Below are 19,561 nucleotides of genomic sequence, written 5' to 3'. Positions count from 1 at the left end.
AGCTGCAGGCCTCATAGCTGGACGCGGTTGCCCAGCTCGATGACCGCGTTGTCGGGCAAGCGAAAGAAGTGGGAGGCGCTGCCCGACAGGCGGCTCATGCCCACGAAGACATGGCTTCTCCAGTGGGACAGGCCATGTCCTTTTTCCGCGACCAGCGTCGGGTGGCTGAGAAACCAGCTGGCGTGCAGCGATGCCGTATCGATGCCCGGAATGTCCAGCAGCGCCAGGGCCTTGGGCACGTCAGGCACGTTCATGAATCCGTAGTGCACCGTGATGCGCCAGAAGTCATGGCCCAGGCTCTGGCTTTCGATGCGCTCGTCCATGCGAACCCAGGGCTCCTCGTGGAAGCGGACATGGACGATCAGGTTGTGCTTGTGCAGCACCTGGTTGTGCTTCATGTTGTGCAGCAGGGCATTGGGCACCATGGTGGGGTTGTTCACAAGGTACAGCGCAATCCGCTGGGCGCGGTGGATGTCGGCAATGTCGGCCGTCTGCAGGAAATCGCCAAGGGCGATGCCTTGTTCGCGCTCGGTCTGCAGCAGCCGGGCCCGTCCCCAGGACCAGGTGCTCATCAGAATGAACAGCAGCATGCCCAGGCCCAGCGGGAACCAGCCGCCATCGAACAGCTTGACCGAGCATCCTGCAACCAGCAGCAGGTCAATCACGGCAAAGGGCAGGGCCGCCAGCGTGAGCACGCCGGCGCGCCCGGGCCAGCGCGCGCGCGCCGCATGCCAGGCCAGCACCGTTGTCAGCAGCATGGTCAGCGTCACGGCAATACCGTAGGCTCCGGCCAGGGCGCTGGAGGAGCGAAAGCTCAGCACCGCCAGGACCACGGCCACCAGCAGCAGGCTGTTGACCGCGGGCATGTAGATCTGGCCGGAATCCTGGGCGGATGTGAAGCGCACGGACAGGCGCGGCAGAAAGCCCAGCTGTATGGCCTGCCGCGTCATGGAATAGGCGCCCGAGATCACCGCCTGCGAGGCGATCACGGCGGCCAGCGTGGCCAGGACGACCATGGGCAGCGCCAGGGCTTGCGGGAACATGCGGAAGAACGGATTGTCCACCGCCGCCGGCGTGCTCATCAGCAATGCGCCCTGACCCATGTAGTTCAGGGCCAGCGACGGCAGCACCAGCACTGTCCAGGCCAGTTGTATGGGGCGGCGGCCAAAATGTCCGAGATCGGCGTACAGGGCTTCGGCCCCCGTCAATGCCAGGACAATGGCTCCCATCAGCGCGAACAGCTTCCAGCCCCTGGCCTGCAGGAACTGCCAGGCTTCAAGCGGGTTGAGGGCTGCCAGGATGGCCGGTTCCCGGATCACATGCACCAGTCCCGAGACGGCCAGCACGCCGAACCACAGCAGCATCACCGGGCCGAAAGCCTTGCCCACGGTGCCCGTGCCCCAGCGCTGGATGGCAAACAGCGCCGATAGCACGCACACGGCAATCGGCAGCACCCATTCGCTCACTGCAGGCGCCACCACCTGCAGGCCCTCCACCGCGCCCAGGACGGAGATGGCGGGCGTGATCACGCTGTCGCCATAAAACAGCGTTGCCCCTGCCACGCCCATCAGCAGCAGTGCGGCGCGCCGAGGCCGGGCCCCACCGTCGCCGCCATGGGCCGCCAGCGAGGCCAGTGCCAGGATGCCGCCTTCTCCCCGGTTGTCGGCCCGCAGTACCAGGATCACGTACTTCAGCGTCACCACCAGCATGAGCGCCCAGAAGATGGTCGAGATGGCGCCGACGACATGCTCCGGCGCCACGGACAGGCCGGTGTCGGGGCCGAAGACAGCCTGCAGCGTGTACAGCGGGCTGGTGCCTATGTCTCCATAGACGACGCCCAGGGCCCCCAGCGTCAGCGCGGGCAGGGCCGTGCGGCGGGCTGGCACGGGCTGCGGGCTGCACTGTCCTTGTCCGGAACCGGGGGTTGCATTCATGCGGCGATCCTGTAGTGCGGAAAGGGTGGCGCAAGCGCGCCAGGCCATGGAGGCATCATCGGGGAAACCGGGCCGGCCAGCCATCAGGGTGTCTGGCGTGCCACGATGATCAGGCCGTGTCCTACATATGCATATATGTTGTTCCGAGCCTTTCCGCAGGCTGGAACAGGAGTAGATTTGCTCCCAGACAAACCAGGGGCATTGAGAATATGGACATGGATTGGAGCAAGGCACTGCAGGACAGCCTGGCCTGGCTGGCCGTAGCCTCGGCGATCACCGTCGTGGCGTTTGCGGCAGTTGCGGTGCTGTTGGTTCGCTTCACGCGCTGGGGGCGGCAGTTCTGGCAACTGGCCGGACCCTTCCTGCATCCCCGCAACGGCTGGTGGCCGACACTGGTGTTCGCGCTGCTGCTGGTGCTCTCGCTGATCTCGGTGCGCATGAACGTGCTGTTCTCCTTTTGGTACAACGGCTTCTACAGCGCGCTGCAGGAGCTGGACCAGAAGGGCTTTTGGCGATTCCTTGGCATCTTCGCGGTGCTGGCCACCATCCATGTGATGCGCGAGCTGTTCAACTACTACGTGAACCAGGCATTCCGCATCCGCTGGCGGGTCTGGCTCAATGAGCGCGTGACCACCGACTGGATGCGCGGCGACGCCTACTACCGCAGCCACTTCCTGGACGAGCCGGTGGACAACCCCGACCAGCGCATCGAGCTGGATGTGAACACCTTTGTCTCGAACTCGCTGACCCTGGCGCTGGGTGCCGTCAGCGCCGTGGTCTCGCTGGTGGCGTTCACGGGCATTCTCTGGGGGCTGTCCGCGCCCATTGCCGTGGCGGGCGTGGAGGTTCCGCGGGCCATGGTCTTTGCGGTCTACGTCTACGTGATCATCGCCACGCTGATCGCCTTTCGCCTGGGCCAGCCGCTGATCCGGCTGAACTTCCTGAACGAGAGGCTCACCGCCAACTTCCGCTACGCCCTGGTGCGCGTGCGCGAATACGCGGAGAACATCGCCTTCTACCAGGGCGCGGCCATCGAACGCAACACGCTTTTGACGCGCTTCTCGGCATTGATCGCCAATGTCTGGGCCCTGGTCTACCGCAGCCTGAAGTTCGACGGCTTCAACCTCACCGTCAACCAGGTGGCCGTGGTCTTTCCCTTTCTGCTGCAGGCGCCGCGCTTTTTCAGCGGTGCCATCAAGCTCGGTGATGTGATGCAGACCTCGCAGGCCTTTGGGCAGGTGCAGGATGCGCTGTCCTTCTTCCGAACCTCCTACGACACCTTCGCCCAGTACCGCGCTGCGCTGGACCGCCTGTGCGGCTTTCTGGATGCCAATGCCCAGACCCGCGAACTGCCCCAGGTCGTCCACAAAGAGCAACCCGGCGCCCTGGACATCGAGGGTCTGCAGGTCAGCCGCCCTGATGGCCACCATCTGCTCAGCGACCTGCAACTGAAGCTCATTCCCGGCCAGGCGCTGCTGATCAAGGGGCCTTCGGGCAGCGGCAAGACCACCTTGCTGCGGTCCATTGCCGGCCTGTGGCCGCACGCCGAAGGCACGGTGGGCCGCCCGGGCGGCCACCAGGCGCTGTTCCTGTCCCAGCGTCCGTATCTGCCGCTGGGTGACCTGCGCACGGCCATTGCCTATCCTGCCGATGCCTCGCCGCAGGACGATGAGCGACTGCAGCAGGCGCTGCGCCAGGTCAGCCTGGCCCATCTGGCCGACAAGCTGGATGTCAACCAGGATTGGTCCCGCATCCTGTCGATTGGCGAGCAGCAGCGCCTGGCCTTTGCCCGCGTGCTGTTCAACCGGCCGGCCATCGTCTTTCTCGATGAATCCACCTCGGCCATGGACGAGGGCCTGGAGCATGCGCTGTACACCCTGCTGCGCGAGCAGATGCGCTCGACCATGCTGGTGAGCGTGGGCCACCGCAGCACGCTGGCGGGTTTCCATACCCACGCGCTGGCGGTCGATGGCAATGGCGGCTGGACGCTGTCGGAAGGAAGCGCACCGCAGAGCGCGCCCCAGGCTTGATCGGTGAGCGGCCCTGGGCCGCGATCAATCGTCCATGGGCAAGGGATCACAGTTGCCCAGGTCGGACGGCGGCGGCTCGCGCAACTGGCGTACCGCGTCGCGCAAGGCGGTGCGCAGGCCCTCTTCCAGCACGGGGTGGTAGAAGGGCGCACGCAGCAACTCGTGCACGGTCAGTTGCTGCTGCACGGCCAGGGCCAGCAGATGGGCCAGATGCTCGCCGCCCGGTGCGCACATTTCCGCGCCCAGCAGCAGGCCGCTGGCCGGGTCCGCATAGACATGAAGCAGGCCCGCGTTGCGCTGCGCAGCACGGGCGCGTCCCTGGTGCGCAAAGTCCACACGGCCCACCACAAAGTCCTGACCCAGCAGCGCCTTCATGGGCTGGCCCACGACGGCTGCCTGGGGCGAGCTGAAGACAATGGACAGCGGCGTGCGCCGCTCGAAGCAGGCCACGTTCTCTGCCATGGCGTTGGTGCCCGCGATATGGCCTTCGTCCACGGCCTCATGCAACAAGGGGCGGTCGCCATTGGCATCGCCCGCGAGAAACAGCGGCAGCTCGCCGACCTGCAGTGTCTCGCGGCTCACGGGCGGCTGGCCGTGTTCGTCCAGTTCAAGCCCCAGCGTCTCAAGGCCCAGGCCTTCGAGCTGCGGGCGCCTGCCCATGGCGGCCACCACATGGTCCACGACAATGCGGGTGTCGCCTGCACGCACGACGATGCTGCTGTCCGGGCCCTTGCTCAACTGCACTTCATGGTCGGTGATCACCACCATCTCTTTCTCAAGCAGATGCCGCAATGCGTCGGTGACATTCGGGTCGGACAGGCCCGCCAGCTTCGGGCCGCGTCCCAGTGCGGTGACATCCAGGCCCAGCCGCGCCAGCGCCTGTGCAATCTCCACGCCCAGCGGGCCCAGGCCGACGACGGCCACGCGCGGGCCCAGCGTCTTGCGTTCGAACAAGGTGTCGGTGGTCAGGATGCGCTTGCCAAAGCGCTTCCATTCCTCCGGCACCACGGGGCTGGAGCCCGGAGCGAGGATGAGCTTGCGCGCAGCCAGCACCTTGCCATTGACCTCGATCCGATTGGCTGCCAGCAGCCTGGCACGCCCGTCGATGGCCCGCCAGCCCAGGCCCTCCGTGGCCTTGATCGTGCTTGCCACGAACTCGTCGCGCAGCTTGCGCACGCGGCGCAAAACGGCGGGCAGGTCCAGCTGCAGCCCGCTTGCGCCGCGTATGCCGAAGGCATCGAAGTGATGGCGTGCATGGAAGGCGTTGGCCGCCTCGATCAGCAACTTGGACGGCATGCATCCCACCCGCGCACAGGTCGTTCCCCAGGGCCCGTCGTTGACGATGGCGAAATGCTCCGTGTGCTTGCGCACCTCGCGCAGCGCCGACAGTCCGGCCGAGCCGGCACCGACGATGATCACGTCGAGGGCGGTGGTGGGTGGGTTTTTCATGCTGTCTGATTCCTTTGACTGTGGCACCAGGTCCCGTGGAGGTCTCCGCTGCCGGTGGATGTGCCGAAAGGTGTGCCGACGGGAGTGCCGACTGAAGTGCCGACAGATGGTCGAGATGACTGCCTCGCCTGCCATGGGACATGCGTGCCAGTCTGCATGCTGGCGCTCGCGGCAGTCGTAGGCGAAGGGCCGAAACCGCTGCTGGACATTCAGGGCCCGGCCCCTGCCGCGCAGAGGCTAGCCGGATGCCCAGTGTTGCCATGCCGCGTCCGTGCGGCTGCCTGATGCTCCGAAATCCGCTTCCCGCGCAAAGCGCCTGAGGGATGTCTCGGTAACCCTCAAATGGCTGACACGGCACAAGCGGCTTTGCGCCGTCTGCAGCCAGCGGCGCAAGGACCAATCAAGCTGCGCCATAACCCCACCATGCACCTGTGCGCTGTGCAGGCGCAAGCGGCCATCGAGGATGAAGGCCTTCACCGTCCGTGCGGACAGCTGCAGATCCTCGCAGACCTGCCGCAGCCCGACGCCCTCGCGGACCCGGGTGCTCAGGCGGCGCCTGTGCATCTGGCAGCGAACGGAGCGTTCGCTGCGGTCCAGCCGGAGGCAGATCACTTGCACGGGCAGGACGCCGGCCCAGCGTTCGAGTGCAAGCAGTTCTGCGGGACTCCAGCGGCGGCGAATTGCGCCATTCGGCCATGCGCTGTCGGATGTCAGGCAGTGTTTGATTGCCATGGAAAGCTCCCATTCATATGGCGCTGCGCTGTGGCATGGCCTGAATCCCGGATGCCGATGAGACAATTATTGATGGGGGATTCTTTTGCAAGCTTTTGATTTTGTTGATTGTTTTTGTTGTTTTGATTGCTGCTCGGATGGACGGCTCCATACCGCGATGCCTATCGTGGGGCCGGGATGCGGATCACGGAAATAGCGTCTGCACCGGCGCGCATATGCCAAGCCCCATGCGGATTTCCTGTTCGGCACCCGATTTCCATGAACGACTTCTTTGCTTTTTCAGGAGAACCCTTCATGCGCCTTCAGCCAAAGCATTTGAATTTTTCCGTTGCGTGCCTTGCGTTGCTGGCACTGCCGGCCGCGCAGGCCCTGCCCATGCAGGACGTGGGCACGTCGGCAGGCCCGCAGTGCGTGGGCCTGGACATCAACAACAGCGGCCATGTCGTGGGCGCCTGTGCAGAGAGTGACGGCTCGTCCGCAGGCTTCGTGTCGCTGGCGCCGGGCAGTGCGGCAGACCTTGCACGCCTGTCGCCGGGGCGCAACTGCAACGCGGCGGCCATCACCAACAGCGGCCAGGTGGTGGGCAGCTGCCTGGACGGCAATTCGGTGTCCGTGGGCGTGTTCTGGAATGCGGCCACGCCGGCCACGGTGCAGACACTGCAGCCGCTGACGCTCGATGTGCGCAGCATGCCCACGGCATTCAACCAGGGCGGCTATGTGGCAGGCGTCAGCCTGAGCGGCAGCAACACGGCCCGCCCTGTCATGTGGCGCAACAATGAAACCACGGCACGCGCGCTGCCGGCGGGCCTGCTGGGCCTGAACAGCACCAACTGCGTGCCGTCCGATGTGGACAATTTCGTGGTGGGCGGCAACATGCCGGGCATCGTGGGCAACTGTCCCGACAACAGCGGGCATCCGCGTCCTGTCTATTGGTCTGCCGCAGTCCTGGGCGGCTATATGGCCACGGCCCTGAACCTGCCTCTCAATGCCGTCTTCTGCCGCGCAAAGACCGTCGTCAATACCCGCATCATGGGCTACTGCGATTTTGGTGCCCAGGGTGGACGCACCGTCGTCTGGCTCAACTCGTCCTCCAGTCCGCAGGTGCTGTCCATATCGTCCCCGCCCGCGCGAAACAGCGGCGTAGATCTCAACATCCTCGGCGAGGTGATTGGGCACTACCAGTTGGCAGACGGGCGCAGCATGCCCTATTACTGGAACAGCCAGACCGGTGTCATCCGCGATATTCCTCCGCTGCCTGGCGGCATGAATGCACGTGTGGTGGATATCGGTGACAACGGAACGGTGGCAGGCCACAGCGAACTGGCCGACGGAAGTTCGCACGCCATCACCTGGACCCCCTTGGGCGGCACCGTGGACCAGGGAACCCTCGCAGGCGGCGAGAACAGTGCGGCCTCGGCACTGAGCCAGGATGGCTGCTACATGACAGGAAGGAGCGAAGTCGCGCAATTGGCCACGCATGCCTTCGTGCAGAACCTGTGCACGCCATGAAGGCGCAGCCTCATCTCACACCGTGCATAAAGGAAATACCATGAAGATGCGATATCCAAGACTTGCAACCACACTGGCAATTGTTGTGTGCGGGCTCTGGGTCCCTGCTGTGCAAGCGAACGGCATTTCATTCGAGAATTTTTCCTCCTCCAATGCGGCACAGGCTTTTTTTGGCTCATATAGTATGTCGCCCCTGATGATGATGGCGCAAACGAGCGAGTCGTCGAAATTGATGGAAATGATGACTGCGAATACAGGTAAAACCGAACTAATGCCACTTCAGATGATGGCGAAAGGAATATGAGCATGTTTGCGGTATGAATGCGCCTATGGTGAATATAGACGATGCCGCAATGGTGGCTTGCCACAGCGAAATGAGCGATGAAAGCTTTCGCGCCATCATCTGAGCGTCCACAGACAACGCGAGCTGTGTGCAGAATCTGTGGACTACTGCTCATCAGTATCAATTCGAAAACTATGAGATAAAGGGGCTGAAATGAGAGTTCGATATGAAAAATCATTGTCCACTATAGTGGTGTTTGGTGTTTTAATGTCCTCCTCCGCGCTCCATGCGAAGAATATTTATCTTTCGGAAGATAGTCCAATAAATTTGGAAAATAGCAGCCTGCATGCGAATGGTGGTTTAGCTGGAGCTGGCTTTTACTATATTTGTGGAAGTATTTTTGTGGGGGTTAGAGTGCTGACGGCTGCTCATTGCCTGGGGCATATTTCTGGGAAATTTCATTAGCCAGGCCTTGAAAACAGGCTGTGCAAACTATTTAATTTGACATGGCTTGTTGTCCCGGCTTGCGATTTTGCATTGAGGGTAGTCGATGGGTGATCACCAGCATCAAATCAGTCTGGCAATGCCATGCGGCCCAGCCTTCCGCCATGGCTGGGCGCCCGTTCCGGCGCAGGGGCATCGTCGGCCATCAACTTCCCCATCAGGCCTCGCAGGATTGCCAGCGTCGGCGCCTCGCTGCGCTGACGCAGCGTGACCAGCCCGAAGCGGGCGGTGCTGCGCATGGGCGGGTCCATGGGCAATTCGGCCAGGTCCGGGGCGACGGCGCGAACGGCCAGCAGCACGGTGTCGCTGTTGCGCGCAACGTCCACGAGGCTGGGCAGCTCCTCGCACTGCAGTGTGACGAACCGCGCCGGGTGGGCCGTGGCGCCATAGGTCTCCACCAGCAGCCAGGCCACCTGGTCGCTCAACGGGGTGGAGGCGACGGGGTAGCGCTGCACATCCTCGAAGCGCAGATCCCGCTGCAGGCGGGCGAGTGGATGGTCGGTGCGGCACATGAAGGCGGCGCGCATTTCGTGCACGACGTCCAGCGCAAGGTCGGGTGCGGGCCGCAGCGCGCGCAGGTCCACGACCAGGGCGTCGAGCAGGCGCTCGCGTAGCGAGTGCACCAGCAGATCGGTGCTGCCGCGCGCCACCTCGGTTCGCACGCCGGGATGGTGCACGGTCATGTGCTGCAGGAACGGCGTCATCAATATTGCGCCGGGGCCCGATCCCAGGCCCACACGCACGGTGCCGGCCGCACCCTCGCGCAATTGGCGCCCCCTGTCACGCAGCTCGTCGGCTTCAGCCACCAGGGCGCGCGCCCGTCCCAGCATCTCGCGGCCGAAGGCTGTGAGTTCGCTGTGGCGGCCGATGCGGTCGAACAAGGGTATGCCCAGCTCCTGCTCCAGCGCGCGCACGCTGCGGCTGAGGGCGGGCTGTGTCAGATGCATGGCCTCGGCCGAGCGGCTGAACGAGCCGGTCTGCGCCACCGATATGAGATGCCTGAGCTGCACCAGCGTCATGATTTTTCGCGCCCTGAAGTCTGCATGAAACTCATGCTAATGCAGCCAACAATGCATTGGACGTTCGATGGCCCGGCTCCTAGGATGCCGCGTATCCGGCCGACCGAGCCGGAGCCATCCACCAAGGAGACATGATGAGATTTTTGTTCCAGCGCGTTTGGCTGACGGGCGCCGGCCTGCTGCTGAGCGCGGGCCTGGCCTGTGCGCAGAGCCCGTCCTCCAGGCCCGTAAGCCTGATGGTTCCCTATCCGGCCGGCGGCCCTTCGGATGCCATTGCCCGCATCTTCAGCGTGCCGCTGTCCAAGGCACTGGGCCAGCAGGTCATCGTGGAGAACCTGGGCGGCGTGAGCGGCGCCATGGCCGCGCAAAAGGTGCTGGCAGCGCCGCCCGACGGCCACTACGTCTTCCAGGGCTCGCCCAACGAGGTGATCCTGTCGCCGCTGGCCAATGCCGCCGTGCGGCTCAAGGCGGAGGATTTCCGCTTGGTCCATCCCGTGGCCGAGGCCGTGATGGTATTTGTCGCCCGCAAGGACCTGGAGGCCGGCAACGTGGATGAGCTGATCGCACTGGCCCGCAAAAGCGCCAGCCGGCCGCTGTCGTACGGCAGCGTCGGCATTGGCTCGCTCTACCACCTGATCCTGGAGAAGGTGCAGCAGGACGCCGGCATACAACTCATGCATGCGCCCTACAAGGGCAATGCGCCGCTGCTGCAGGACATAGGCAGCGGACAGGTCGATTTCGCTGTGCTCGTATACAGCGCTGCCATGGGCGCACTGGCCGAGCAGGGCCGGCTCAAGATCCTGGGCCAGCTGGGGGAGCAGCGATCGGAGCTGCTCAAGAATGTGCCCACGGTGCGTGAGGGCCGGGAGCTGAAAAACTTCGCCTACAAGACCTGGACCAGTTTCCTGGTGCGCAAGGACACGCCGCAGGAGGTGGTGCAAAGGCTGCACCAGGCGATAGGCGCCATGCTCAAGGACCCGGGCGTGCGCGAGCAACTGGCCCTGCAGACGCAGCTGGCCGCGGCGCCCATGTCGCTGGCCGAAGCCGCGCAGTTCTATGAGGCCGAGACCGCCCGCTACCGCAGCATTGCCCGCTCCATCCGCCTGCAACCCCAGTGAGATGCCGCACATGAACACCCTTCTGGACACTTTGCGCGGCTCGGCCGCAGCCTTCGTCGAGGTGCGCCGCGACATCCACAGGCACCCCGAGCTCGGCTTCGAGGAACACCGCACCAGCGCCCTGGTCGCGCAGCAGCTGGAGCAATGGGGATACGAGGTGGAGCGCAGCCTGGGCGGCACCGGCGTGGTGGGACGGCTGGTGCGCGGCAGCGGCAGCCGGCGCCTGGGCCTGCGTGCCGACATGGACGCGCTGCCCATCACCGAGGCCAATGCCTTCGCCCACGCCAGCACGCATGACGGCGTGATGCATGCCTGCGGGCACGACGGCCATACCGCCATGCTGCTGGCAGCGGCCCGGCATCTGGCCGAGCACGGCGGCTTCGACGGAACGCTCACGCTGATCTTTCAGCCTGCGGAGGAGGGCGGCGGCGGGGCCTTGCGCATGATGGAGGACGGCCTCTTCGAGCGACATCCCTGCGACGCCATCTTCGCCATGCACAACATGCCGGGCTTGCCCCAGGGGCGGCTGGCGCTGCGCGAGGGCGCAGCCATGGCGTCCTCCGACTACGCCACGCTCACCCTCACCGGCGTGGGCGGGCATGGTGCCATGCCGCACCGCACGGCCGATCCCATCGTGGCGGCCGCCAGCATCGTCATGGCCTTGCAGACCATCGTCTCGCGCAACATCGATCCGCTGCAGATGGCGGTGGTGACCGTGGGAGCCATCCACGCAGGCAAGGCCAACAACGTGATTGCCCACAGCGCTGTGCTGGAGTTGAGCGTGCGTGCACTGGATGCCGATGTGCGCAGGCTGCTGGAGCAGCGCATTCGCGATCTGGTGAGTGCGCAGGCCGAGAGCTTCGGCGTGCAGGCGCAACTCGAGTGGCGACCCGGCTATGCCGTGCTGGTCAACACGCCCAAGGAGACGGACTTCGCGCGCCAGATCGCGCTGGAGCTGCTGGGCCCGGAACATGTCACGCTGCAGGCGCCGCCCTTGCCGGGCAGCGAAGACTTTGCCTTCATGCTGCAGCGCGTGCCAGGCAGCTATCTGCTGATTGGCAATGGTGAGGGAAGCGAGCAAGGCGCCTGCATGGTGCACAACCCGGGCTATGACTTCAACGACGACAACATCGCCGTGGGCGCCGCCTATTGGGTGCTGCTGGTGCAGCGGTTTCTGGTGGCCGGTTGAACTGCTTGAGCCCGGCGCATCTCATTCGCAGGGGTGGACTTCCATCCAGCCCACGCGTCCTTGACCGCTCTCGTTGAGGCGGCTCACAAAGCCTTCAGCCTGCGACTGCGGCAGGCGCAGATCGAACTGCACCAGCGATCCATGCTCGACCTGGAGCAGCTCGGCGCCTGCCGCATCGATCTCGCGGCGCACCAGGCCTTCCAGCGCATAGGGCACGGCGCAGCGCAGCGATTGCATGCGCTGCAGTGTCACTTTCTCGGCGGTCAGCAGGGCCTGGGCCACGGCATCGGTGTAGGCGCGCACCAGGCCACCTGCGCCCAGCTTGACACCGCCGAAGTAGCGCACCACGGTGGCCAGCACGCCTTCCAGATCCTGGTGGCGCAGCACATCCAGCATGGGACGGCCTGCCGTGCCGCTGGGCTCGCCGTCATCGACGGCTGCCGACTGTCCGGCTGCCAGCAGCGCCCAGCAGACATGGGCGGCGCCGGGGTGCTCGCGCCATAGCGCATCGACCACCGCCTGGGCGCTGGCGCGGTCGGCCATGGGCTGCACGCAACCGATGAAGCGGCTTTTCTTGATGATGAGTTCGCTGTGCGCGGGCGCGCGGAGTGTCTGTGGCATGGAGGGCGGCAAGCTTACCCGATCGCCCCTGGCCCGGGGTTTGGCGCATGGATTCATTACGCCTTTATTACGAAGCGCTACACATTTGTGAGCATGCGTACCTTGTGTCATTTCAGCTTCAGAGGGTTGCATCCAGGTTTGTCCTACAGAAATCGTGAAAGATTCGCAGTAAGCTTTCTGTCAAGGAGGCGCAACCATGAACACCCCACCTTCCCGCGATCCCGTTCTCACCGAACACACCTTTGGCCGCGATCATTTCAGTCCCCCGCCCATGGCGCTGGAGCAAGCTGGTCAGGACCATGAAGCCGCTGGCGGCGGCATTCCTCTGGATCTGGACCAGCGCATCCGCAACGTCGGCGAATGGTGATGGCAGGTGCCGCCTGGCCAAGAGCCTGCAGCGGCATCAGTGCTGTCAGGTCCGGCTGGACCGTGCAGCGACCCGCCGACAGGCGGTGACCCTCAAGCGAACAGGCCGCGAACCAGGCGCAGCAGGCTCTTGCCTCGCTGCGCTGGATTTATCATTCCAGTTTCCACATACTCACCCAGGCCGGCTGCGCGAAGCGCCGGCCTTTTTGCATTCCTGCAGGAACCATGAGCACTGACACAGGGCGCAGCCATTGGCTGCTGGCGCCTGCCTCCGCCAGCGACGCCAGCCTGCCCGTGCCCCTGGGCGATGTGACGGCGCTGCTGGAGCAGGTGGGCCGCTCCAGCGCCAGCAGCGACGAGGTGGCCGGGCAGTTGCTGCATTTGCTGGGCCGGCACGTGCCGCTGGCGCAGTGCACCATCTTCTCGTTCCAGGGCCGATCACGTCCGCGCATCGTGGGTTTTGGCGACCGGGCACGCACGGGGGCGCTGCCCATGATTTCGCAGGACTACAGCGAGCGCTTCTATCCACTCGACGGTGCGCAGCGCGTGATGCAGGCGGAACTTGCGCGGCAGCAGCGCGACCCCCAGGCTCCCGCGCGCGTGTGGCTGCACCGCCAGCGCCCCTGCGATGTCAGCCATCCCGAGTACCGCCATGTCTGCTATGGGTTGCCGCGCCTGGTGGAGCGGCTCTCGCTGCTGACCTTGCAGCCTGGCGCACGGTGGCTGGCGGTGAACCTGTACCGGGGCGAGGAGCACGGCTGCCTTGATGCGCAGTCCATCGCACGCATCGAAGCCTTTGTGCCCCTGGTCATGCAGGCCATGCGCCTGCACTATGCGGGCCAGGCGCTGCAGGACGATCTGGCGGGGCTGGTGCTGGCGCGCCTGGCAGGGCGCTTTGCCCATCTCACGCAGCGCGATCTGGACGTGGTGCGCTGCGTGATCGAGGGGCTTGATGCCGAGCGGCTGGCGCAGCGCCTGGGCATCACCGTGTCCAGCGCGCGAACCTATCTCAAGCGGGTCTGCGCCAAACTGGGCGTGCAGGGGCAGCGTGAGCTGTTTGCCTTGTTGATGGCGCCCGAAGCGCTGTCCTGAGCCCCGGAGGCGGGCGCCGCAGTCTGTCCCCATCTGGGGACATCTTCAGGGCTGGTGCTGCCTACACTGCGCCCTGAACAAGACGCACGACGGAGACCCCCATGCACCAGCCCCATGCCCAGCCCAGGCAGTCCATCTACTACCGCTACCAGGTGCATCGGCCCTGGCTGCCATCGGAGCATCCGGGGGTGCAGCGGCACCCCGTCGTCATCGTCGGAACGGGGCCGGTAGGCCTGACCACGGCACTGGAGCTGGCGCGCCACGGGCAGCGATGCGTGCTGCTGGAGTCCGAGCTGCAGGTATCCGAAGGCAGCCGTGCCATCGTCTTCACGCGCCGCTCCATGGAGATCCTCCAGCAGGTGGGCGTGGCCGGGCGGGTCAGCGACAGCGGGCTGCCATGGCGCTTTGGCAACTCCTTCTACCGGGGCCAGCGCGTGTTTCGCATGGAAGCACCGCACAGCGAGGACGACCGCTTCTTCCCCATGACCAACCTGCAGCAGCAGTACCTGGAGGAGTACCTGGTCGATGCCGTGCTGGCCCATCCGCTGATCGAGTTGCGCTGGGGCAACCGCGTGGAGCGGGTGGAGCAGGCTGGCGAAGGCGCCGCGGCAAAAGCGCGGCTGCAGGTGGACACGCCCGAGGGGCCGTATGCGCTGGAAGCCGACTGGCTGGTCGCAGCCGATGGCGCACGCTCGGGCATACGCACGGCCATGGGCCTGGTCATGGAAGGGGCGTCATACGAAGGCCGCTTCGTGATTGCCGACATCCGCATCGACCTGCCGCTGCCCACCGAGCGACTGGCCTTCTTCGATCCGGTGTGGAACCCCGGCAACACCATCCTCATGCACCGCGAGCCGCACGGCATCTGGCGCGTGGACTACCAGTTGCCTGCGGGCGAAGATCCGCAGCAGGCACTGAAGCCCGAATCGCTCAAGGCGCGCATCGACGCGCAACTGGAGATGATCGGCTTTGGCGGCACGCCCTGGGAGATGGACTGGAGCTCGGTCTACTCGGCGCGGGCGCTGACCTTGCCGGACTACGTGCACGGCCGCGTGGTCTTCACGGGCGATGCGGCCCACCTGCTGCCCATCTTCGGGGTGCGCGGCGCCAACACCGGTTTCCAGGACGCCCAGGCCCTGGCCTGGCGCCTGGCCCTGGTGGCGCGCGGCGTGGCGCCGGCCCGCTTGCTGGACAGCTACAGCAGCGAGCGCGTGGGCGCGGCGCGCGAGATTGTTGAAGAGGCCGGCAAGAGCACGCGCTTCATGGCGCCGCCTTCGCGCGGCTTCCGGCTGCTGCGCGATGCCGTGCTGTCGCTGTCGCTCACCCAGGCCTTCGTGCGCCCGCTGTACCACTGGCGCACATCACGCCCCCATGAGTACGCCCGCTCGCCCCTCAACAGCAGGGACGACGACAACCATTTGTTCAAGGGCGGCCCCGCCCATGGCGCGCCGCCGCAGAACGTGTGCCTGGCGCCGGACGACTATCTGCTGGACCACCTGGGCGGCGGCTTCGACCTGCTGTATTTCACCGATGGCTCGGCCGTGCCGCCCGCGTTGAGCGAAGTTGCCCGCGTGGAGCGCGGCCGCGGCGTGGGCCTGCGCATCGTGGCCATCTCCAGCCAGGCGCAGCCGCAGCCAGTTCAGGGCGCTGACCTGACCCTTTCCGATAGTCAGGGCCGCTGCCGCGAACGCCATGGCGTGCCTGCCGACCCACCTTCTGGCGCCGCCTACCTGCTGCGGCCCGACCAGCACGTCTGCGCACGCTGGCTGGCGCTGGATGCGCGGCGCCTGCAATCCGCACTCGACAACGCCACCTGCACGCAAGGAGCCCAGGCATGAGCCAAGCACACACATCGCCCGACGCGCTTGAATCGCCCGGCACCCTGGATATCGCCGGTCTGGAGGCCGTCTACGACCAACTGGCCACGGCCATTGACGCGGCAGGCCCGCAGCAGTCCGAGCTGTTTCTGGTAAAGCTGGCACTGCTGGCGGCCGAGCGGCTGGGCAGCGCCCAGCAGTTCTCCGAGCTGGTGCAGGCGGCGCAGCAGGATCTTCAGCCTAGGGTAAACAGCTAGCCCTGCCGGGTGGTTGCGTGGCCGGCGCTGGCTAACATCGGCCCGGAATCAAGGATGCCACGACCCCATGGATGTGCTGAGCGAAGTTCTCGATATTTGCCGGTCAGAGCGCGCCGTGACGGCGCGTTTTGCGCTGACCGCGCCGTGGAGCCTGAAGTCCACGGGCGTCACGGGCGCCATGATCCGCATGGCGCGCGGTGCGCCTTACTGGATACAGGTGGAGGGCATGCAGCCGCTGCGGGTCGAGCCGGGCGACCTGGTCATGCTGCCCATGGGTGCGGCACATGTGGTGGCCTCGGACCTGGGCATGGCCTGCGAGCTGTTCTCGCGGCTGATCTCCCGCCATGCCGAAGGCCCGCAGGACGAGAATCCGCTGGTCTTCAGCCATGGCGGTGGGGGCGAGGCGACCGACATGTTTTCGGCCCTGCTGTGGTTTTCAGCCTATTGCCGGCATTCGGTGTTTCGCATCCTGCCGCCGCTCATCCACATCCGCGCAAGCGATCTGCCGCTGGCCGATTGCCTGGCCGCCACCATGCAGTCGCTCACGCTGGAGACGCTGGCGCGGCGCCCGGGCTGGCGCCTGTCGGCCGCGCGCATGGGCGAGCTTTTGCTGGTCAACATCCTGCGCGAGCATCTGGCGCGCGAGGCCGCCGTGGGTGAAGGCTGGCTGCGGGGCCTGGGCGATGCCTGCATTGCCCGCACCATCGTCTGCATGCACCGGGAGCCGCAGCGCAGCTGGAGCGTGGAGACGCTGGCGGCCGAGGCCGGCATGTCGCGCACCCGCTTCAGCATGCGTTTCAAGCAGCTGGTGGGCGCCACGCCCATCGGCTACCTGACGGCGCACCGCATGGCGCTGGCCGCACAGCAGATGGAGGCCGGCGGGCTGTCATCGGCCCGCATCGCAGAGAACGCGGGCTACGACTCTCCCAAGGTGTTTGCGCGGGCGTTCCGCCGCTGGTCCGGGCATACGCCCAAGGCCTGGCTGGCGCAGGAGGCCGCGAAGAGGTCGGGCTGGCAGCAGCAGGAAGGCCGTATCAGGGGGCTGGAGCAAGACCCTTAGCCAGCAGGGTTGAGTGCCGAAACGTACACTGGCCGGTTCCTTCCGCACAGGCTCCCAGAAGCCGAACCGCCCATCATGAACGCCCCCGTTGACGTTTCCTTTTTCCATCGCGCTGCCAAGCCGCTGACCAGCTACCGACCGTACTGGGCCAAGCGCTTCGGCACGGCCCCGTTCCTGCCGATGAGCCGGGCCGAGATGGACCAGCTTGGCTGGGACAGCTGCGACGTGATCCTGGTGACGGGCGATGCCTATGTGGATCACCCCAGCTTCGGCATGTCGGTGATCGGCCGGGTGCTGGAGGCGCAGGGCTTTCGCGTGGGCATCATCGCCCAGCCCGACTGGCAAAGCGCCGAGGCCTTCAAGGCCCTGGGCCGTCCCAACCTGTTCTGGGGCGTGACGGCGGGCAACATGGATTCGATGATCAACCGCTACACGGCCGATCGCAAGATCCGCTCCGACGATGCCTACACGCCGGGCGACGTGGGCGGCAAGCGCCCTGACCGTGCGGCCATTGTCTACAGCCAGCGCTGCCGTGAGGCATACAAGGACGTGCCCATCGTGCTCGGCGGCATCGAGGGCAGCCTGCGCCGCATCGCCCACTACGACTACTGGAGCGACAAGGTGCGCCGCTCCATCGTGGTGGACAGCAAGTGCGACATCCTGCTGTACGGCAACGCCGAACGCGCCCTTGTCGAGGTGGCCCACCGCCTGGCCGCTCGCGAGCCCGTGGAAAGCATTACCGATGTGCGCGGCACGGCCTTCTTCCGCCGCGAGTCGGAAGCGGGCTGGTTCGAGCTGGACTCCTCCGTGGTGGACGAGCCCGGCGTGGTCGAGCCCCACATCAACCCCTACATGACCACCAGCGAGCAGGCCGAGGCCCAGGGCCAGACCTGCTCCAAGGAAGAGGGTGATGCCGCCGCGAAGCCGGACGGTGCCTCGGTCGCCGCCGTTCAGACCATCCAGTTCGTGCCCAACCCGTCGCTGCGCGGCAAGGGCAAGCAGCCGCCGCGCGACAAGACCGTGCTGCGCCTGCCCAGCTACGAGCAGGTCAAGGCCGACCCCATCCTCTACGCACACGCCAACCGCGTGCTGCACCTGGAGACCAACCCCGGCAACGCCCGCGCCCTGGTCCAGGCCCACGGCGAGGGCGTGACCGCGCGCGATGTGTGGCTGAACCCGCCCCCCATTCCGCTGACCACGGCCGAGATGGACTGGGTCTTTGGCCTGCCCTATGCGCGCAGCCCCCATCCCAGCTATGCCGACGCCAGCGGCAGCCATGAAGGCGAGACCAAGATCCCGGCCTGGGAGATGATCCGCACCTCGGTCAACATCATGCGCGGCTGCTTCGGCGGCTGCACCTTCTGCTCCATCACCGAGCATGAGGGTCGCATCATCCAGAGCCGTTCCGAGGAGTCCATCATCCAGGAGGTCGAGGACATCCGCGACAAGGTCAAGGGCTTCACCGGCACCATCTCCGACCTGGGCGGTCCCACGGCCAACATGTACCGCCTGGGCTGCAAGAGCCCCGAGATCGAGGCCGCCTGCCGCAAGCCGAGCTGCGTGTTCCCCGGCATCTGCCAGAACCTGCACACCGACCACGCCCCGCTGGTCAAGATCTACCGCCGCGCGCGCAATCTGCCGGGCATCAAGAAGATCCTGATCGGCTCGGGCCTGCGCTACGACCTGGCCGTGAAGTCGCCCGAGTACGTCAAGGAGCTGGTGCAGCACCATGTGGGCGGCTACCTGAAGATCGCGCCCGAGCACACCGAGTCCGGGCCGCTGACCAAGATGATGAAGCCCGGCATCGGCAGCTATGACCGCTTCAAGCAGATGTTCGAGCAGTTCAGCGAGGAAGCGGGCAAGAAGCAGTACCTGATTCCGTACTTCATCGCGGCCCACCCGGGCACCAGCGACGAGGACATGATGAACCTCGCCATCTGGCTGAAGAAGAACGGCTTTCGCGCCGACCAGGTGCAGACCTTCTATCCCAGCCCCATGGCCACGGCCACGGCCATGTACCACTCTGGCCGCAACACGCTGACCAAGGTGCGCCGCCAGATGCGCGACGTGAACGAGGAGTCGGTGGACATCGTGCGCGGTGAAAAGCGCCGGCGCCTGCACAAGGCCTTCCTGCGCTACCACGACCCGAACAACTGGCCGCTGCTGCGCGAGGCCTTGAAGGCCATGGGCCGTGCCGACCTCATCGGCAACGGCAAGCAGCACCTGATCCCCACCTTCCAGCCCCTGGTCGATGGCGGCTACCAGAGCGCGCGCCGCAAGAACAGCACGCAGGGCACGGGCGTGGCCGCACGTGCCGTGGTATCCCAGCAAGGCAAGGCCTACGCCCTCAACAAGGCCGGCGGCAAGAATGCCGGGCCGGGCAAGGTGCTGGCAGAGTCGCGCGAGCCTGCGGGCGATGTGCGTTTCCGTTCCAGCCAGCCCCAGCCGGGCCGCATGCTGACCCAGCACACAGGCCTGCCGCCGCGCCCCGGTGTGGGCGGTCCTTCCCGTTCTGCGGGCGCTGCCGGTTCGGGCCGCAAGGCGGCGCCGGGCGGTCGCAAGACGCGCTGACGCGACTTCG

16 protein-coding genes are annotated in these 19,561 nt (G+C 65.9%); 11 read left to right on the top strand and 5 right to left on the bottom strand.

The genetic code is table 11. The features are described from left to right. Positions 1 to 11 precede the first annotated feature (11 nt). Positions 12 to 1,934, bottom strand: a complete 1,923-nt coding sequence (locus DACI_RS20165; RefSeq protein WP_012205845.1) for a potassium transporter Kup — start codon at positions 1,932 to 1,934, stop codon at positions 12 to 14. Between the two features lie 209 nt (positions 1,935 to 2,143). On the opposite strand from DACI_RS20165, the gene DACI_RS20160 reads away from it, so the two are divergent. After that, on the top strand, positions 2,144 to 3,964 hold the full coding sequence (locus DACI_RS20160; RefSeq protein ID WP_012205844.1) for an ABC transporter ATP-binding protein/permease: 1,821 nt from the start codon (positions 2,144 to 2,146) through the stop codon (positions 3,962 to 3,964). Between the two features lie 24 nt (positions 3,965 to 3,988). Here the strand turns inward: DACI_RS20160 and DACI_RS20155 are convergent, their stop codons facing one another. Both DACI_RS20155 and DACI_RS20150 read right to left on the bottom strand, forming a co-directional pair. After that, positions 3,989 to 5,413, bottom strand: a complete 1,425-nt coding sequence (locus DACI_RS20155; RefSeq protein ID WP_012205843.1) for a dihydrolipoyl dehydrogenase — start codon at positions 5,411 to 5,413, stop codon at positions 3,989 to 3,991. Positions 5,414 to 5,650: 237 nt separating this feature from the next. Beyond that, positions 5,651 to 6,145, bottom strand: coding sequence for a hypothetical protein (locus tag DACI_RS20150; RefSeq protein ID WP_043782074.1), 495 nt, complete (start codon positions 6,143 to 6,145; stop codon positions 5,651 to 5,653). A 294-nt stretch (positions 6,146 to 6,439) separates the two neighbouring features. On the opposite strand from DACI_RS20150, the gene DACI_RS20145 reads away from it, so the two are divergent. Continuing rightward, positions 6,440 to 7,654 (top strand): hypothetical protein, encoded by a 1,215-nt coding sequence (locus DACI_RS20145; protein ID WP_012205841.1) that lies wholly within the window; start codon positions 6,440 to 6,442, stop codon positions 7,652 to 7,654. A gap of 40 nt (positions 7,655 to 7,694) precedes the next feature. Continuing rightward, positions 7,695 to 7,958 carry a hypothetical protein gene (locus tag DACI_RS20140; protein ID WP_012205840.1) on the top strand — a complete coding sequence of 88 codons (264 nt, stop codon included), beginning with the start codon at positions 7,695 to 7,697 and terminating at the stop codon, positions 7,956 to 7,958. A 551-nt stretch (positions 7,959 to 8,509) separates the two neighbouring features. On the opposite strand, the gene DACI_RS20135 is transcribed toward DACI_RS20140, so the two are convergent. Beyond that, the gene (locus DACI_RS20135; RefSeq protein ID WP_012205839.1) at positions 8,510 to 9,460 is read right to left on the bottom strand and encodes a LysR family transcriptional regulator; all 951 of its coding nucleotides are present in this window, start codon (positions 9,458 to 9,460) and stop codon (positions 8,510 to 8,512) included. A 134-nt stretch (positions 9,461 to 9,594) separates the two neighbouring features. Here DACI_RS20135 and DACI_RS20130 point away from each other — a divergent pair, with 134 nt between their 5' ends. Together DACI_RS20130 and DACI_RS20125 are read left to right on the top strand one after the other, a co-directional pair. Then, a complete protein-coding gene (locus tag DACI_RS20130; RefSeq protein ID WP_013802199.1) occupies positions 9,595 to 10,578 on the top strand; it encodes a tripartite tricarboxylate transporter substrate binding protein in 984 nt (327 codons plus the stop codon). 10 nt (positions 10,579 to 10,588) lie between these two features. Then, complete coding sequence (locus tag DACI_RS20125) at positions 10,589 to 11,767, top strand: M20 aminoacylase family protein (protein WP_012205837.1); 1,179 nt, start codon at positions 10,589 to 10,591, stop codon at positions 11,765 to 11,767. A gap of 21 nt (positions 11,768 to 11,788) precedes the next feature. Here the strand turns inward: DACI_RS20125 and DACI_RS20120 are convergent, their stop codons facing one another. Beyond that, positions 11,789 to 12,388: an IMPACT family protein gene (locus DACI_RS20120; RefSeq protein ID WP_043782070.1), complete on the bottom strand. Its 600-nt coding sequence runs from the start codon at positions 12,386 to 12,388 to the stop codon at positions 11,789 to 11,791. Between the two features lie 196 nt (positions 12,389 to 12,584). On the opposite strand from DACI_RS20120, the gene DACI_RS32405 reads away from it, so the two are divergent. From DACI_RS32405 to DACI_RS20095, 6 genes are all read left to right on the top strand, one after another. Beyond that, positions 12,585 to 12,755 (top strand): hypothetical protein, encoded by a 171-nt coding sequence (locus DACI_RS32405; protein ID WP_012205835.1) that lies wholly within the window; start codon positions 12,585 to 12,587, stop codon positions 12,753 to 12,755. Between the two features lie 224 nt (positions 12,756 to 12,979). Next, entirely contained in the window at positions 12,980 to 13,846 is an 867-nt protein-coding gene (locus DACI_RS20115; RefSeq protein ID WP_012205834.1) for a helix-turn-helix transcriptional regulator, read from the top strand. A 101-nt stretch (positions 13,847 to 13,947) separates the two neighbouring features. After that, positions 13,948 to 15,684 (top strand): FAD-dependent monooxygenase, encoded by a 1,737-nt coding sequence (locus DACI_RS20110; RefSeq protein ID WP_012205833.1) that lies wholly within the window; start codon positions 13,948 to 13,950, stop codon positions 15,682 to 15,684. Beyond that, complete coding sequence (locus tag DACI_RS20105; RefSeq protein ID WP_012205832.1) at positions 15,681 to 15,920, top strand: hypothetical protein; 240 nt, start codon at positions 15,681 to 15,683, stop codon at positions 15,918 to 15,920. Before DACI_RS20110 ends, DACI_RS20105 begins: the two co-directional genes overlap by 4 nt. Positions 15,921 to 15,987: 67 nt before the next feature. After that, positions 15,988 to 16,980: an AraC family transcriptional regulator gene (locus tag DACI_RS20100; protein ID WP_012205831.1), complete on the top strand. Its 993-nt coding sequence runs from the start codon at positions 15,988 to 15,990 to the stop codon at positions 16,978 to 16,980. 75 nt (positions 16,981 to 17,055) lie between these two features. Next, entirely contained in the window at positions 17,056 to 19,551 is a 2,496-nt protein-coding gene (locus tag DACI_RS20095; protein ID WP_012205830.1) for a YgiQ family radical SAM protein, read from the top strand. The last annotated feature ends 10 nt before the right edge of the window (positions 19,552 to 19,561 follow it).

Origin of the sequence: Delftia acidovorans SPH-1, from assembly GCF_000018665.1 — a bacterium.
GTDB classification, from domain to species: Bacteria; Pseudomonadota; Gammaproteobacteria; order Burkholderiales; family Burkholderiaceae_C; genus Comamonas; species Comamonas acidovorans.
The sequence above is the reverse complement of the archived record's forward strand: the minus strand, read 5'-3'. Positions and strand labels throughout refer to the sequence as shown.

Coding starts and splice junctions, on each gene's coding strand:
- DACI_RS20120 (WP_043782070.1), bottom strand. CDS start 12,388: ATGCCACAGACACTCCGCGCGCCCGCGCACAGCGAACTCATCATCAAG.
- DACI_RS20165 (WP_012205845.1), bottom strand. CDS start 1,934: ATGAATGCAACCCCCGGTTCCGGACAAGGACAGTGCAGCCCGCAGCCC.
- DACI_RS20110 (WP_012205833.1), top strand. CDS start 13,948: ATGCACCAGCCCCATGCCCAGCCCAGGCAGTCCATCTACTACCGCTAC.
- DACI_RS20160 (WP_012205844.1), top strand. CDS start 2,144: ATGGACATGGATTGGAGCAAGGCACTGCAGGACAGCCTGGCCTGGCTG.
- DACI_RS20115 (WP_012205834.1), top strand. CDS start 12,980: ATGAGCACTGACACAGGGCGCAGCCATTGGCTGCTGGCGCCTGCCTCC.
- DACI_RS20105 (WP_012205832.1), top strand. CDS start 15,681: ATGAGCCAAGCACACACATCGCCCGACGCGCTTGAATCGCCCGGCACC.
- DACI_RS20100 (WP_012205831.1), top strand. CDS start 15,988: ATGGATGTGCTGAGCGAAGTTCTCGATATTTGCCGGTCAGAGCGCGCC.
- DACI_RS20140 (WP_012205840.1), top strand. CDS start 7,695: ATGAAGATGCGATATCCAAGACTTGCAACCACACTGGCAATTGTTGTG.
- DACI_RS20150 (WP_043782074.1), bottom strand. CDS start 6,145: ATGGCAATCAAACACTGCCTGACATCCGACAGCGCATGGCCGAATGGC.
- DACI_RS20095 (WP_012205830.1), top strand. CDS start 17,056: ATGAACGCCCCCGTTGACGTTTCCTTTTTCCATCGCGCTGCCAAGCCG.
- DACI_RS20130 (WP_013802199.1), top strand. CDS start 9,595: ATGAGATTTTTGTTCCAGCGCGTTTGGCTGACGGGCGCCGGCCTGCTG.
- DACI_RS20145 (WP_012205841.1), top strand. CDS start 6,440: ATGCGCCTTCAGCCAAAGCATTTGAATTTTTCCGTTGCGTGCCTTGCG.
- DACI_RS20125 (WP_012205837.1), top strand. CDS start 10,589: ATGAACACCCTTCTGGACACTTTGCGCGGCTCGGCCGCAGCCTTCGTC.
- DACI_RS20135 (WP_012205839.1), bottom strand. CDS start 9,460: ATGACGCTGGTGCAGCTCAGGCATCTCATATCGGTGGCGCAGACCGGC.
- DACI_RS32405 (WP_012205835.1), top strand. CDS start 12,585: ATGAACACCCCACCTTCCCGCGATCCCGTTCTCACCGAACACACCTTT.
- DACI_RS20155 (WP_012205843.1), bottom strand. CDS start 5,413: ATGAAAAACCCACCCACCACCGCCCTCGACGTGATCATCGTCGGTGCC.